Below are 14,726 nucleotides of genomic sequence, written 5' to 3'. Positions count from 1 at the left end.
ATATCTTAGGCGTTTAAAATACAATTTCTACTTCTTTTGAAAGCTGTTTTCTTATTCTTCCTCTTTCTGAATCGGATATCGGATTATTACTTAAATCGATACCAATAAGTTTTTGCAATTTATTTATTTCGTTCGGAAGTTCTGTAAGTTCATTATCCGATAAAACCAAGAATTTCAAATTTCTAAATTTTAAAATCTCCTCTGGAAAAGTTTTCAATTTTGCTTTTGATAAATCCAATTCAATTACTAAATCTGGTTTTAACTTTGCTTTTTCAAGATCATAAAAAGTTGTTTTTTCTTTCTTTACAGTTTCATTATTTCGAGTAAAAACTCCAAAACCTGCAATGATTAATACTGCCACAAAAAAGATACATAAAAAAGCCGCCCAAATCGGATCTCCATTTTTTTCTGTTGTAAACAGCCTCAAATAGCTGTAATATGCCATTCCAAAAAACAAGACCAAAAACAGCCCCGTAAATATGGTAATTAAAACATATTTAAAAATAGAAAAAATAATATTCTTACCTTTTGTGGTATTTTTTGCAAAGACAAAATAAAGTCCGAATAACAAAATTACAACCCAAAAAGCACCTACTCCAACCCGTGCTAATGTATTTCCATTTTCAATAATCATAAATGAAAAAAACGTTGGAAACATTAAGACAAACCAAATCAGAAGAGCTGTAAAACCTACTGAGAGGCAACCTAATTTATTCTCTTTTTTTGAAGATTTAAGCCAAAAATAAGCGATCAAAAAAGATAGAAAAACCAATGCTATAAAAACATAACCGAAAGGAGTAAATCCTGCTAAAAAAAGTAATCCCATTTTTTTCTATTTACCAATCACCAGCTGGAAGCTTTTCTCGAACTTCGTCTGGATTGTCACTACCAAAAAGCGGTGGTCTTTTTAAATTAAACTTTTTAGTTTCATGTCTGCTCGGCATACTGTCATGCATTGTATTGGTCACTTCATGATCGACTTTTCCAGCAATAAAATCGTACTCACTCGATAAATGAGAACCAGCTCCAGCATTAAATGTACCCATTTTTACAAGGGTCAACTCATTATTTATATATTTATAAATCGTTTCTCTAGAACCAGGCGGTCCAATTGCCTGAAGCGTAATATGCAACTGTCTTTCTTTATCTATAGAAATTTCTTCATTGTCATAGATTCGATATCCATTTTCAAGATATTCAGGACCTACTGCTTCCCACGAAAGATCCTGTAATTTATAACCTCCTGTTTCTTCCTGCAAGAGAACCAAAACAGCACGATCGTCTGTCCTATCATTTTCATTCTGCAGTACAATTACAATATCTGTTAGGGAATCATCATTCAAAAAACCTTCGGCCTTCATTTTTATTTCGCAAGACTGCAGAACAAAATCCTCTACACTTTTTCCTGTTTTTGGAAATTCGAGTTGTTTTAAAAGTATTTCTTCACTTTCAGTTTCTTCATAATCATAAATTTCTGGATTTAAGGTGTCTTTAGTTTCTACAACTGTTTTTGCTTTTGCCTCTTCTTTTTTATTGCAACTTAGAAAACCGACAATTATTAACAACAAAAATATTTTATATCTCATTCATTCGAAATTTTACCAAACTTATGTAAAATACTACAACATTTAACATAAAAAAAGCCGTTTTTTCTATTATTTTTAGAAAAAACGGCTTTAAAAGTTTGTTATAATATTTACAAATCAAATTTAATTCCCTGAGCTAAAGGAAGATTTGCAGTATAATTAATGGTATTGGTCTGACGACGCATGTAAATTTTCCAAGCATCAGAACCTGATTCACGACCACCGCCGGTTTCTTTTTCCCCTCCAAAAGCACCGCCGATTTCAGCACCCGAAGTTCCGATATTTACGTTCGCGATACCGCAGTCTGAACCTACAACAGATAAAAATCTTTCTGCTTCACGAAGATTATTCGTCATAATGGCTGATGACAAACCTTGAGCAACGCCATTTTGAAGTTCTATAGCATTGTCAACTTCTCCAGAATATTTAATTAAATATAAAACTGGGGCAAATGTTTCGTGTTGTACAATTTCAAATGAATTTTTGGCTTCTGCAATTGCTGGTTTAACGTAACAGCCGCTTTCGTAACCTTCTCCAGAAAGCACTCCTCCTTCTACTAAAATATTTCCTCCTTCAGCGACAACTTTATTTAAAGCATTGGCATACATTTCAACTGCATGAACATCAATAAGCGGTCCAACATGATTATTTTCGTCAAGCGGATTTCCAATTCTTAATTGTTTATACGCTGCAACTAATGCTTCTTTTACTTTATCATAAATACTTTCGTGAATAATTAATCTTCGAGTTGAAGTACAGCGCTGTCCAGCAGTTCCAACCGCACCAAAAACAGCTCCGATTACCGTCATTTTAATATCAGCATCCGGCGTTACAATAATTGCATTGTTTCCTCCTAATTCTAACAACGATTTTCCTAAACGTCCTGCTACTTCTTTGGCAACAATTTTTCCCATTCTGGTTGAACCTGTTGCAGAGATTAACGGAATACGAGTATCTTTTGTCAACAACTCTCCTATTTTATAATCTCCGTTTACCAAACAAGAAATTCCTTCTGGAAGATTATTTTCTTTTAAAACTTGAGCGATAATATTCTGGCAGGCAATGCCGCACAAAGGTGTTTTTTCAGAAGGTTTCCAAACGCATACATCTCCAGAAATCCAAGCCAAAGCGGTGTTCCAAGACCAAACCGCAACTGGGAAATTAAATGCCGAAATAATTCCGACAACTCCCAAAGAATGATATTGCTCGTACATTCTATGCCCAGGTCGCTCTGAATGCATTGTAAGTCCGTGAAGCTGACGCGAAAGTCCAACTGCAAAATCGCAGATATCGATCATTTCCTGAACTTCTCCGTAACCTTCCTGCAACGATTTTCCCATTTCATAAGAAACCAGTTTACCTAAAGCTTCTTTATTTTGTCTCAATTTTTCTCCAAACTGACGAACAATTTCTCCTCTCTGAGGCGCTGGCATCAATCTAAAAGTCTTAAATGCTTCTGTTGCCGACTGCATTACTTTTTCGTAATCTGCTGCGGTTGACATTTTCACAGACGCAATTAATTTTCCGTCAACTGGCGAATAACTGTCTAAGATTTCTCCAGACGAAAAATTATTAGATCCTGTTGATGTTCCTTCATTTATCTTTTTGATGCCCAATTTTTCTAGAGCTTCATCCATTCCAAATTGTGATGCTATTGTTGTCATTGTAACTTTTTTGGTTAAAATTGTTATATTTTTATTGTAAAGATATTGTTTTCGAATTAATTTTCGATTGAAGTTAATTCATAAATGAACGTAAATTTAAGATTATTTAATAGTATTAACAGAAACCAAACCTCATTATTGAATTTATTTAATGAAATTTGCAGTACTTAAAATTAAAAATATGACCTTTTTTTACAGGCTTCTCCTTTGTTTTCTCTTAGTTTCAATTAATACATTTTCTCAAAAAGAAAAATCATCTTTTCAAGTTATTCCACTTGGTGTAAAAGGTGGTATTGACGAAAAAAATCTTTCGGCTTATTTAATAGCGCCAACCGATTCCAAAGATTTTATCTGTTTGGATGCAGGAACAGTAAACGCTGGAATTGAAAAAGCAATTGAAAAGAAAACATTTAAAGTTTCGACAAGCGAAGTTTTACGCAAATACATAAAAGGTTATTTGATTTCTCACGCTCATTTAGATCACGTTTCTGGGTTAATTATAAATTCCCCAGCCGATTCATCAAAAACAGTTTATGCCACTCAAAAATGCATGGAACTGATGGAAAATCATTATTTCAATGATCAAACTTGGGCAAATTTTGGAGATGCCGGTCCCGGTTTTCTATTAAAAAAATATCATTTTCAAACTTTAAATACCAGCGAAGAAACGCCGCTTACAAATACTTCAATGACTGTGAAAGCTTTTCCATTAAGTCACGTGAATCCGTTTGAAAGTACCGCTTTTTTAGTAAAAAATAATGATTCGTATGCCTTATATCTTGGTGATACAGGTCCGGATGAAGTTGAGAAAAGCACCGATTTAAAGAATCTATGGACAGCAATTGCGCCTTTAATTCAAGAGAAAAAATTAAAAGGAATTCTGATTGAAGTTTCATTTCCAAACGAACAGCCAGATAAGTTTTTGTTCGGTCACTTAACGCCAAATTATCTAATGAAAGAACTTCATGTTTTGGAAGATTTGGCAGGAAAAGGTTCTTTAAAAGGTTTGAAAATTATCATCACACATTTAAAACCTCCAGCAAAAAATATTGCTAAAATTAAGGACCAAATTAAAAATCAAAACGATCTGGGAGTTCAGATTATTTATCCGGAGCAAGGGAAGAAATTGGAATTGTAAATCAATTATAAAAAACAAAACCCGACAGGTTTTAAAAACCTGTCGGGTTTACTAAATTTCATCAAAAGTATAATTATTTCTTCGCCACAAATCTAGGATCAGTTTCCATAACAGTCCCGCATTTATCGCAAGTTCTTAATTCTTCTGAATTGTAGAAATGCTCGAAATGAGGAAGAAAATCTTTCTCTATATTATGAAGTTCAAAATAGACTTCATACAATTTATGATTGCAGTTATCACAATGCCAAAGCAAACCATCCGTAAAACCTTGTCCGGCGCGTTTTCTTTCAATTACAAGACCAATTGAACCTTCGGAACGAACTGGAGAATGTGGCACTTTCGCAGGATGCAGATACATATCGCCGGCATTTAGTTCCATTTCTTTGCGCTCGCCGTCTTCTTGAATCACAACTTTTATACTTCCTTCTAGCTGATAAAAAAGTTCTTCGGTTTCGTTATAATGATAATCTTTTCGCGCATTCGGACCCGCTACGATCATAACGATATAATCTCCAGAATCTACGTAAAGATTTTTATTTCCAACTGGTGGTTTTAGTAAATGTCTATTTTCGTCAATCCATTTGGTAAGATTGAAAGGTTTTGCAATTCCCATTTTTTTTTAATACTAATTATAAAAGCTAAGTTACTAAAAAGTATTCAGTGTTCAGTATTTTTAGTATTCAGGTTTAACGCTGTTTCACAGCCTACGCCGAGATAGAACACTGACCACTCACCTAACCTCTTTTACCAAATAAATATAAACAGGAAAATGATCGCTGAAACCTACTTCATTCTGACTGTGTCTCAGCGGGTAACCTTTGTACTGCCCAGTGGTCTGAATGAGATACGGAGGATTAAAAATCCCTGCTTTCCAAAATTTATAATTCGAAAAATCCGAATCTAGAAAAGGCTTCGTCATTATAATTTGATCAAAAATACTCCACGAATCGCGATATGCAATAGTTCCCATTCCTTTGTTTGCCATTTCTTCAAACGGATTAAAAAGTCCCAAGTCTGAGACTTCTGCTTTTTTAGTTTTGGCCTCTAAAACTGTTTTTATGCTTTTGTTTAATGGTCCGTCGTTTAAATCACCCATTGTCAAAATTTTTGCTTTTGGATTTATCTGCTGTAATGAATCTATAATTTTTCGATTTAATTGCGCAGCCGCTTCACGAAACTGACTACTGGCTTTTTCGCCTCCCGATCTCGATGGCCAGTGATTAACAATAATGTGAATTTCTTCTCCTTCCAGAAAACCAGAAACCAAAAGCTGATCTCGAGTAAAAACGCGATTTTTATTAATCTTCATTATTTCAATACTGTCATTCAATACGTCATTTTGTTCTTCTTTCTTATCAATAGCTTTTTTATAAATAATTAAAGGAATGCTTGAAAATGAAGTGGGACGAAAATATTTCTTTTGATACAATAATGCGACATCAATTCCGCGACGGTCTGGAGAGTCAAAATGAACAATACCGAAATCGTACGGCAGTAATTTTGGATCTTTAATTAAATCTTCTAAAACGCCTCTGTTTTCTATTTCGCTTCCTCCGATTATAGTCGGAGCATTCGTATTTTCTGGTGTTCCGATTTCAGAGATTACTCTTGCCAGATTTTTTACTTTCTGTTGATATTTTTCTTCCGTCCATTGTTGTGCGCCATTGGGTGTCCATTCGTCATCATTTGTAATTGGATCATCGACACTGTCGTAGAAATTCTCAAAGTTGTAAAAAGCAACAGTATGAATTGTATATTTTTTGGCCTGTGATTGAAGTTGAATCGAAAAAAGAAGAACTAAGAAATAAAATCTAATAAACGGCATCTATTTTATGTTTTAAAAAAGATGAATTTAAACATTTTATTTAATTGTAAGAAAATTCAAATGAAATTAAATTCTAAAATTTCTATATTTGTTTTTAATACAATGAATCAGCAATAAATTATGAGCACGAAAAACCTATTCAACATTAAGAAACACTTTGTTCTATATAAATTCGTATTTCTTATTTTTGCCTTACAATCATTCACCTGTTATTCTCAACAACCCATGATAACACCACCTTATTTACAAAAAGGAGATACTGTTGCGCTTTTGGCAACAGCTAGAAAAAATATAGACGACAATTTAAAACCTACTATTGATTTATTACACAGCTGGGGATTAGAAGCAGTTGTAGGCTCTACCATCGGATTAGATTATCATCAATTGGCTGGAACTGATGAGCAGAGAGCTGCCGATTTTCAGAAACAAATGGACAATCCGAATATTAAAGCTATTTGGTGCGTTCGAGGCGGTTACGGAACAGTAAGAATGTTAGATTTATTAGATTTTACAAAATTCAGACAACATCCAAAATGGGTTATAGGTTTTAGTGATGTAACTGTTTTGCATAATCATTTGAATACAATGGGTTATAAATCGCTTCATTCTATTATGCCTGTTACTGTTCCTAGAGCAACGCCAGATGCTGTAAGTTCTTTAAAAGCAGCTTTATTTAATGAGCCTATTTCATACTCTATCAGTCCGAATCCGATGAATAGATTTGGTATCGCAACTGGCGAATTAGTGGGCGGCAATTTATCCATTTTATATAGTTTATTAGGTTCGCCATCTGCAATTGATTGTCGTGATAAAATTTTATTTATTGAAGATTTAGATGAATATCTTTATCATATTGACAGAATGATGATGAATTTGAGACGAAACGGATGTATCGAAAATCTTAAAGGAATTATCATCGGCGGCATGACCAGTATGAAAGATAATGAAGTGCCGTGGGGTAAAAATGCTTTAGAAATTATTGACGATGTGACTAAAAAATACAATATTCCTGTAATTTTTAATTTCCCAGCCGGTCATATTCGTGATAACAGAGCTTTAATTATGGGAAATACCGTTTCTATAGAGGTTACTGCAACTGGAAGCACGGTCACTTTTAAAAGATAAACTCCTCTATTCCTTAATTTAAGGAAATCTATAATACCACATAAAAAATTTCGCAAAGACGCGAAGTCGCAAGTATATTAAAACTTTGTGTCTTCGCGTCTTTGCGTGCAAAACATTCTGGGTACTAAAGGTTCAAGCTAAAACCTAAAACCTATAACTTTAAAACAAAAAACCCGTGGCAGAACATAATGAACTCGGTAAAAAAGGAGAAGAACTTGCTGTATCTCATTTAAAAGAAAATGGATATAAAATTCTACAACGAAATTGGGTATTTCAAAAAGCCGAAATTGATATTATTGCACAAAAAAAATCCATTTTAGCTATTGTCGAAGTAAAGACAAGATCGAGTCTCGATTTTGGTGCACCGCAAGATTTTGTGAAGCCAAAAAAGATTCAATTATTAATTAAAGCAGTAAATGCCTACATAAACGATAGGGAAAAGGATTTTGAAGAAGATTTAGAAATTCGTTTTGACATAGTTGCCATCCATAAAAACGGGGAATCATTTGCAATTGAACATCTTACTGACGCTTTTTATCACTTTTAACATAATTTTTCAATGTTATAATTGTAACAATTTGTTTTTTTATTTATATTTGCAGAGAATTATAACATCCTAATGTTAAATTAACCAACCAACTACATTACAAAAAAAAAAAAACGAATTATGAAAACTGTTTCTTCAATTGTAGAAAATTACATCAAAACAAAACCATTTCTCTTGAATGCATTGTCGCTTGGAATTATCAACCTCACGTCGCTTTCTCGAAACATTATGACTGAACTGGAAAGTGAATTTGGAAAAGAGGTAAAACAAGGTGCTGTTGTCATGTCTCTAAAAAGACTTACAGAAGAATTGGATTTTAAATTGAACCACAAAATCAATAAAGTAATTAAAAACATTGGAGAAATTACGGTGCGCTCTGAGCTTACAGATTACACCTTTGCGGCTTCAGAAACTGTTCTTAACAAACAAGCAGATCTTATTTCTGACATCAATGCTTTATCTGATATTTTCTATACTTCTTCTCGCGGGGTAAACGAAACTAATATCGTAGTAAGCAGCAGTGTAAATCATTTAGTTGAAAAACACTTTATGAGAGAAAAATTAATTCAGAAATTAGACAATTTAGCTTCGATTACAGTTAAATTACCAAAAGAAAACATTGTTGTTCCAGGTATTTATTACTTCATTTTCCAACGTTTGGCTTGGGAAGGAATTATCATTAACGAGGTAATTTCGACTTCAAACGAGTTTACTATTTTAGTTGGAGAAGATCAAGTTGATGTTGCTTTTAAAGTAATTAAAGACTTGAAAAACTGAATAAAAAGAACTTTAAGCATCATTTTAGATGCCATTTTATATAATCCTTTTATCTCTTTTTATTGAAAAGAGTTAAAAGGATTTTTTATAAATAACCACAATTGACCGATTCAATATTTAGCAAATAAGAATATTCTCAAAAGTAAAAACCTCAAATTTAAATTTATTTCACGAAAGCGTCAATTTGACACTTACTTGTACAAAAGGGACTTCCGAACGTTTTTTGACTCATTTCTATAAAAAACTAACAAAAAATACGAATTAAGTTTTTTTAGATATAATTTGTTACGAATAATATTTTTATATATTTGCCAAGACGTCCGATGCAGACCTCACATTTTGATAGTTTAATACCAGTAGAATAAATTAAAGCGAATTAAATTGTTAGAAGCGAACGACCATAGTGAAAAATTATTGGTAAGTGAACTCAAAAATGGAAACGAAAAAGCTTTTCGCCAACTTTTTGATTTATACCACCAAGATATTTATGGTTACAGTATCAGCCTTCTAAAATCAAAAGAGGCGGCAGAGGAAAATGTTCAGGATGTTTTTATGAAGGTTTGGATTAACCGTGAAAGTTTAAATATAGACCAATCTTTTAAAGCCTATATTTTTACTATTGCAAGAAATCAGGCTTTTAATGTTTTGAATAAAGCAGCGAATGAAGTGATTTTGAAAGAAGCTGTCTTTTACGAAAGTCAAAAAACACATGAATACGGAGATTACGCTGTTCGCGAAGCCGATTGCAAAAAACTCCGAAAACAAGCGATAAAACAGCTTCCTCCGAAACGACGGCAGATTTTTAAGATGTCCAGGAAAAAAGGAATGAGCTACGAAGAAATAAGTATGGAACTCGGAATCTCAATAAATACAGTCCGGAACCAAATGAGTAAAGCGCTCGAATCGATGCGCGGCTTTTTTCAACTTCACGATGAAATTATCTAACCAAAACCACAATAATGCCCTAAAATCACTCTTCGGAGTGATTTTTTTTGATCTTTTTATTTTTTTTGCCACAGATTAAAGGATTTTCACAGATTAAAAATCTATTTAATCTTGGGAAAAACAAATTGAATTGCCTTCAGCTTTAGCTGGAGGTCTAGAATATAGTGCTCCAAGGGCTTTAGTCAAACTAATTATTTGGCTAAAGCCCATTTAATGACAAATTTTATCACTCCAGCTAAAGCTGGAGGCAATTGAAAAGAAAATTTGCCTAAATCTAAAGCATCCCAAAGTTGAAACCATAGGTTATGTTCAATCAACCTCGAACAAAAAATCATTTAAAATCTGTTTTAATCTGTCTAAATCTGCGTGAAAATTTTTTTTTCAAAAACAACCATTTTTAAAAACACTAATAATCAGCAACTTAAGAACTATTCTTCTGCTTAAAATGTTAAAATTTAAAAATTTACAACGTTTGAGTAGTACTCGCTTTCACTTCAACTGTATTATAGAAACACAGAACCCAAAAACATTCTTAATGAATTCAAATTCTGAAATAAAAAAGCTTTTACAAAAATTTGTTTTAAACCAATGTACTCCAGAAGAGACTGAACAAGTTGTTGCATATTGTCGTGAAAACAATATGACCGAAGAATTTCCAACAGTAGAAGATGTTCAAAATCTGTTGGATGAAATGCCAAAAATGGAAAAGCAAACTGCTGATTCTATTTTCAATACTATTTTGACCTCATCAAAAGAACAAGAAACGGTAATTGAAATGCCGGCTAGAAAATCAAATTACAGAAAATATATTTCAATTGCTGCTTCTGTAATTGTGTTGTTAGGAATTGGCTTTTTCTACAAACAAAATTTAGCGGATAAACCTGTTGAACAAAAATTTGATTTTAAAAGTTCTGATATCGTTTTACAATTAGAAAATGGAGAAACTCAAATTATCTCTGAGCAAAATTCATCTCAGGTAAAAGATGCAAAAGGGAATGTGGTTGGAAATCAGAACGGAGATAAATTAGTTTATGAAAATAGTTCTGACCCAGAAAAATTGGTTTACAATACCATCAAAATTCCATACGGAAAAAAATTCCGTCTTCAACTTTCTGACGGAACTTTTGTTCACTTAAATTCTGGAACAACTTTAAAATATCCTGTAAAATTTATTGCGGGCGAAAACAGACAAGTATTTCTGGACGGAGAAGCTTTTTTTGATGTTGCAAAAGACAAAAAACATCCTTTTATAGTAAACGCCGACGAATTGAATGTGCGTGTTTTAGGAACACATTTTAACGTTTCAAATTATCCTGAAGATACTGCAACCGATGTTGTTTTGGTTGAAGGTTCTGTCGGAATGTATGAATCTAAAGAAGAATTTGACGCTGCCAAAAACACGATTTTGAAACCTGGTTTTAAAGGAAGTTTCAATAAAGAAAATGCTAAAATTTCGACCAAAGCGGTTATCACAGATATCTATACTTCGTGGATAAACGGCGGATTGACTTTTAGAAATATGACTTTCAAAAACATTATTACCAAGCTTGAAAGACGCTATAATGTTACAATTGTAAACAAAAACGAAAAACTGGCCAACGAGAAATTCAATGCAAGTTTTAAAGAAGAATCTATAGAAAATGTGATGAGTTATTTTAATGAGATTCACGGCATTAATTACACCATAAAAAACAATCAAATACTAATTAAATAACCACTAAAACCAATGAAAATTTATGATGAAATAAAAGTACTAGAATAAAAAAATCGGAAAGAGCTGCGAACAATTTCCGATTAACTAAGTGATTGAATATAACGAATTAACTACAATCAATTAACAAAATTATGAAAAAAAAATCTAAGAATAATGGGTTTCTATACTCATTGTTCCAAAGTGACCTAAAATTGAAACTAACAACTCTCCTTATTTTGGTCGCCATGTTTAATATTAAAGCGAATACTTATGCCCAAAAGACAAAAGTAACTTTAGATTTAAACAATTCAACAATCGAGAAGGTTATTGAGACCATTGAACAAAAAACAGACTTCAGATTTATTTACAAATTGAGCGATATCGACTTAGATCGAACGGTTTCAATTTCTGTAAAAGACCAGTCTATATATGTGGTTTTAGACAAGATTTTTAAAGGAACTCCAACCGAATTCAAAATTCGCGATACACAGATTATCCTCAAAAAACCAGAATTAAAAACCCAAGTAATCCAATTTCAAAAACAAACCGTTTCTGGTATTATTACCGATGAAAACGGCCTGCCATTACCTGGAGCTTCTGTTATTGAAGAAGGAACAAAAAACGGAATGGTTACTGATTTTGATGGAAAATATAAACTTACTGTAGAAAGCAGCCAATCGGTTATTGTGGTTTCTTTTGTGGGGTATAAAGAGAAAAAAGTAACTGCAAACCAAAGCGTTATTAATATTCAGCTAATCCCAGACGCGACAGATTTACAAGAAATTGTAGTTGTGGGTTACGGAACAGCATCAAAAAGAGATGTTACTGGAGCTGTTTCTTCGATTGCTGCGAAAGATATGAATCAGGGTGCTATTACAAATCCGCTGCAATTAATTGCTGGAAAAGCTGCCGGTGTAAATATTTCGCAATTAGGAAGCGAGCCTGGTCAAGGACCAAGTGTTCGTATTCGCGGTATATCTTCTTTAATCGGAGGAAGTGATCCTTTGGTAGTTGTAGACGGAATTCAGGGAAATATGGATTTATTAAATCAAGTCCCTCCAAGCGAAATTGAAAGTTATGACATTTTAAAAGATGCTTCAGCAACAGCAATTTACGGTTCTCGTGGCGCGCCGGGTGTACTTATCATAACAACTAAAAAGAATAAAGCGGGCAAAACTACTATGGAATATATCGGTTCTAGTTCTTTAGATTTTATTCCGAAAAAATTACATATGTTAAATGCAGACGAGTGGTGGTCTGCAGCACAAAGTGTTGGTGTTCCTGCTTCTGCAAATCATGGTTCAAATACCGATTGGTACGGACTTTTAACACAAACTGGATTTACCAATACACACACTTTATCTTTTGGAGGTGGAACTGACAAATTTAATTACAGAGCTTCTTTGACAGCCATTATGCAGGATGGAGTTGTAATTAACTCCAGCAACAAAAAATATATCGGCCGTATTCAGGCAAGTCAAATGGCGCTTAATGATAAATTAAAATTGACTTTTAACTTAAATACCGGAATCAATAATACAACAAGTATTATCCAGAGTATTGGCACGGCAGCTTATACTTCAAACTTAATTACAAATGCGTATTTGGTTAGACCGACAGATCCTGTTTTTAATACTGACGGAAGTTACTTTACAGATTCAAACGTATTTCAATATTTAAATCCATATGCAACGGCACAAACTGTTTCCAACAATGCTGAAAATGACAACTTATTTGCAAGTCTTAAAGCCGATTTGGATTTAGCACGTGGTTTAACGGCAAACTGGTTCGGAAGCTGGAGAAAAACAAATACTACTGAGGGTTATTATCTTCCTGTGGTATCTACAAGTGCCTATGCAATTGATCAGAATGGTTATGGAAATGTTAGAAATCGCAGACAAAATGAGAAACTAACCAATTTCAGTTTGAATTATAAAAGAACTTTTGGCATTCATAATATAAACGTTTTAGGATTATACGAATGGCAAAATCAAATGTATCAGGGGAATTTTGCACAAGTAAGAGGTTTTATAAATGATGATGCTACTTACAATGCACTTCAATTAGGTGATTTAACTAAAATTCGTCCTGGTGATATCGAATCTTACAAAAACGATAGAACTTTGGTTTCTTTCTTAGGAAGATTAAATTATTCTCTATTAGATCGTTATTTACTTACTGCTAGTATTCGCCGCGATGGTTCGTCTGTGTTTGGAGTTAACAACAAATGGGGGAATTTCCCTTCGGCATCTGTTGCTTGGCAGATTGACAAAGAGCCTTTTATGCGCAAACAAGAGTTATTTAGCGAATTAAAACTGCGTGCAGGTTACGGAGAAACAGGAAATCAGCAGGGACTTTATCCTCAAAATTCAATTTCATTAGTGGGCAGCAGCGGTACAACTTATTTTGGAGGAGCACCGATTACCAACTACATAATTACACAAAATGCAAATGCCGATTTAAAATGGGAAACCAAAAAACAAACCAATTTAGGTCTTGATTTTTCTCTTTTTAATAGTCGTTTGAGAGGAACTGTGGATGTTTATACTTCAAAAACAGAAAATTTATTATTTGATTATACAGTACCTCAACCTCCATATCCTTATCCAACTATTAAAGCCAATGTTGGAAGTATCTCGAATAAAGGTATTGAAGCTTCACTCGCTTATGATGTAATAAAATCAGAAAAAAGCACACTTACTCTGGCAGGAAATGTTTCTTTTATGAAGAATGAAGTACTTAACTTAAACGGAAGCATCAACGGAGTTCCGTTAAATACTGATTATGTTGGATGGGGCGCTGCCAATTCTTATTTAGTAAAAGGAAAACCAATTGGAGCTTTTTATATTCTTGAACATACTGGAAAAAACGAGAATAATGTAGAAACTGTTTTAGATCGTGACGGAAATGGAGTAATTGATCAAGGAGTAAAAAGTCCAGATCGTTACTATGCAGGTTCTGCTTTACCGACTTATACTTTTGCATTTAATCCTTCATACCGATATAAAAACTTTGATGCTTCTATGTTAGTAAGAGGTTCCGGAGGAAATAAAATCTACAACGGATTACGCTCTAACTTAAGCCGAATGGAAAATATTGGTAAATCGAATGTCTTGGCAAGTGCTGTAGATCAAGGAATTTATACTTCTCCATATGGTTCAGATTTATGGTTAGAAGATGGTTCTTTCATTCGTTTAGAAAATCTTACTGCGGGATATAGTTTCCGTTTTACAGATAAATACATTGATACTATTAGACTTTCACTTACAGGAACCAACTTATTCCTAATTACGGATTATTCAGGTATTGATCCAGAATTGAATGTGAGCGGAAGTGGCAGAACTGAAGATAACTTTGGAGGCGACCGTGGCATTTACCCTCGCACCAGAAGCGTGGCGTTTGGTTTGACTGTAAAATTTAAATAGT

The 14,726-nt window shown here is 33.5% G+C and carries 12 protein-coding genes; 7 read left to right on the top strand and 5 right to left on the bottom strand.

Annotated features, from left to right (window positions below; all coding sequences use genetic code 11):
* Nucleotides 1-13: 13 nt before the first annotated feature.
* The 3 genes from ACFSC2_RS11785 to amaB form a co-directional block, all read right to left on the bottom strand.
* A complete protein-coding gene (locus ACFSC2_RS11785) occupies nucleotides 14-826 on the bottom strand; it encodes a hypothetical protein (protein WP_379815241.1) in 813 nt (270 codons plus the stop codon).
* A 10-nt stretch (nucleotides 827-836) separates the two neighbouring features.
* Complete coding sequence (locus ACFSC2_RS11780) at nucleotides 837-1,586, bottom strand: hypothetical protein (RefSeq protein WP_379815242.1); 750 nt, start codon at nucleotides 1,584-1,586, stop codon at nucleotides 837-839.
* 110 nt (nucleotides 1,587-1,696) lie between these two features.
* The gene (amaB, locus tag ACFSC2_RS11775) at nucleotides 1,697-3,250 is read right to left on the bottom strand and encodes an L-piperidine-6-carboxylate dehydrogenase (RefSeq protein WP_379815243.1); all 1,554 of its coding nucleotides are present in this window, start codon (nucleotides 3,248-3,250) and stop codon (nucleotides 1,697-1,699) included.
* Nucleotides 3,251-3,431: 181 nt separating this feature from the next.
* Here amaB and ACFSC2_RS11770 point away from each other — a divergent pair, with 181 nt between their 5' ends.
* On the top strand, nucleotides 3,432-4,388 hold the full coding sequence (locus ACFSC2_RS11770; protein ID WP_379815244.1) for an MBL fold metallo-hydrolase: 957 nt from the start codon (nucleotides 3,432-3,434) through the stop codon (nucleotides 4,386-4,388).
* A gap of 73 nt (nucleotides 4,389-4,461) precedes the next feature.
* On the opposite strand, the gene ACFSC2_RS11765 is transcribed toward ACFSC2_RS11770, so the two are convergent.
* Together ACFSC2_RS11765 and ACFSC2_RS11760 are read right to left on the bottom strand one after the other, a co-directional pair.
* Nucleotides 4,462-5,001, bottom strand: a complete 540-nt coding sequence (locus tag ACFSC2_RS11765) for a 3-hydroxyanthranilate 3,4-dioxygenase (RefSeq protein WP_379815246.1) — start codon at nucleotides 4,999-5,001, stop codon at nucleotides 4,462-4,464.
* A gap of 117 nt (nucleotides 5,002-5,118) precedes the next feature.
* Nucleotides 5,119-6,213 carry an endonuclease/exonuclease/phosphatase family protein gene (locus tag ACFSC2_RS11760; RefSeq protein WP_379815247.1) on the bottom strand — a complete coding sequence of 365 codons (1,095 nt, stop codon included), beginning with the start codon at nucleotides 6,211-6,213 and terminating at the stop codon, nucleotides 5,119-5,121.
* Between the two features lie 225 nt (nucleotides 6,214-6,438).
* Here ACFSC2_RS11760 and ACFSC2_RS11755 point away from each other — a divergent pair, with 225 nt between their 5' ends.
* The 6 genes from ACFSC2_RS11755 to ACFSC2_RS11730 all read left to right on the top strand — a co-directional run bounded on the left by ACFSC2_RS11755 (nucleotide 6,439) and on the right by ACFSC2_RS11730 (nucleotide 14,725).
* Nucleotides 6,439-7,338: a S66 peptidase family protein gene (locus ACFSC2_RS11755; protein ID WP_379815248.1), complete on the top strand. Its 900-nt coding sequence runs from the start codon at nucleotides 6,439-6,441 to the stop codon at nucleotides 7,336-7,338.
* Nucleotides 7,339-7,513: 175 nt separating this feature from the next.
* The gene (locus ACFSC2_RS11750; RefSeq protein WP_379815249.1) at nucleotides 7,514-7,885 is read left to right on the top strand and encodes a YraN family protein; all 372 of its coding nucleotides are present in this window, start codon (nucleotides 7,514-7,516) and stop codon (nucleotides 7,883-7,885) included.
* Between the two features lie 120 nt (nucleotides 7,886-8,005).
* Entirely contained in the window at nucleotides 8,006-8,662 is a 657-nt protein-coding gene (locus tag ACFSC2_RS11745; RefSeq protein ID WP_008466087.1) for a hypothetical protein, read from the top strand.
* A 381-nt stretch (nucleotides 8,663-9,043) separates the two neighbouring features.
* Complete coding sequence (locus ACFSC2_RS11740) at nucleotides 9,044-9,607, top strand: RNA polymerase sigma factor (protein WP_379815251.1); 564 nt, start codon at nucleotides 9,044-9,046, stop codon at nucleotides 9,605-9,607.
* Between the two features lie 535 nt (nucleotides 9,608-10,142).
* Nucleotides 10,143-11,321 (top strand): FecR family protein, encoded by a 1,179-nt coding sequence (locus ACFSC2_RS11735; protein WP_379815252.1) that lies wholly within the window; start codon nucleotides 10,143-10,145, stop codon nucleotides 11,319-11,321.
* 191 nt (nucleotides 11,322-11,512) lie between these two features.
* Nucleotides 11,513-14,725, top strand: coding sequence for a TonB-dependent receptor (locus ACFSC2_RS11730; RefSeq protein ID WP_379815253.1), 3,213 nt, complete (start codon nucleotides 11,513-11,515; stop codon nucleotides 14,723-14,725).
* The last annotated feature ends 1 nt before the right edge of the window (nucleotide 14,726 follow it).

This window comes from Flavobacterium artemisiae (assembly GCF_042678225.1).
Taxonomy (GTDB): domain Bacteria; phylum Bacteroidota; class Bacteroidia; order Flavobacteriales; family Flavobacteriaceae; genus Flavobacterium; species Flavobacterium artemisiae.
The sequence above is the reverse complement of the archived record's forward strand: the minus strand, read 5'-3'. Positions and strand labels throughout refer to the sequence as shown.

Coding starts and splice junctions, on each gene's coding strand:
- ACFSC2_RS11785 (WP_379815241.1), bottom strand. CDS start 826: ATGGGATTACTTTTTTTAGCAGGATTTACTCCTTTCGGTTATGTTTTT.
- ACFSC2_RS11780 (WP_379815242.1), bottom strand. CDS start 1,586: ATGAGATATAAAATATTTTTGTTGTTAATAATTGTCGGTTTTCTAAGT.
- amaB (WP_379815243.1), bottom strand. CDS start 3,250: ATGACAACAATAGCATCACAATTTGGAATGGATGAAGCTCTAGAAAAA.
- ACFSC2_RS11770 (WP_379815244.1), top strand. CDS start 3,432: ATGACCTTTTTTTACAGGCTTCTCCTTTGTTTTCTCTTAGTTTCAATT.
- ACFSC2_RS11765 (WP_379815246.1), bottom strand. CDS start 5,001: ATGGGAATTGCAAAACCTTTCAATCTTACCAAATGGATTGACGAAAAT.
- ACFSC2_RS11760 (WP_379815247.1), bottom strand. CDS start 6,213: ATGCCGTTTATTAGATTTTATTTCTTAGTTCTTCTTTTTTCGATTCAA.
- ACFSC2_RS11755 (WP_379815248.1), top strand. CDS start 6,439: ATGATAACACCACCTTATTTACAAAAAGGAGATACTGTTGCGCTTTTG.
- ACFSC2_RS11745 (WP_008466087.1), top strand. CDS start 8,006: ATGAAAACTGTTTCTTCAATTGTAGAAAATTACATCAAAACAAAACCA.
- ACFSC2_RS11735 (WP_379815252.1), top strand. CDS start 10,143: ATGAATTCAAATTCTGAAATAAAAAAGCTTTTACAAAAATTTGTTTTA.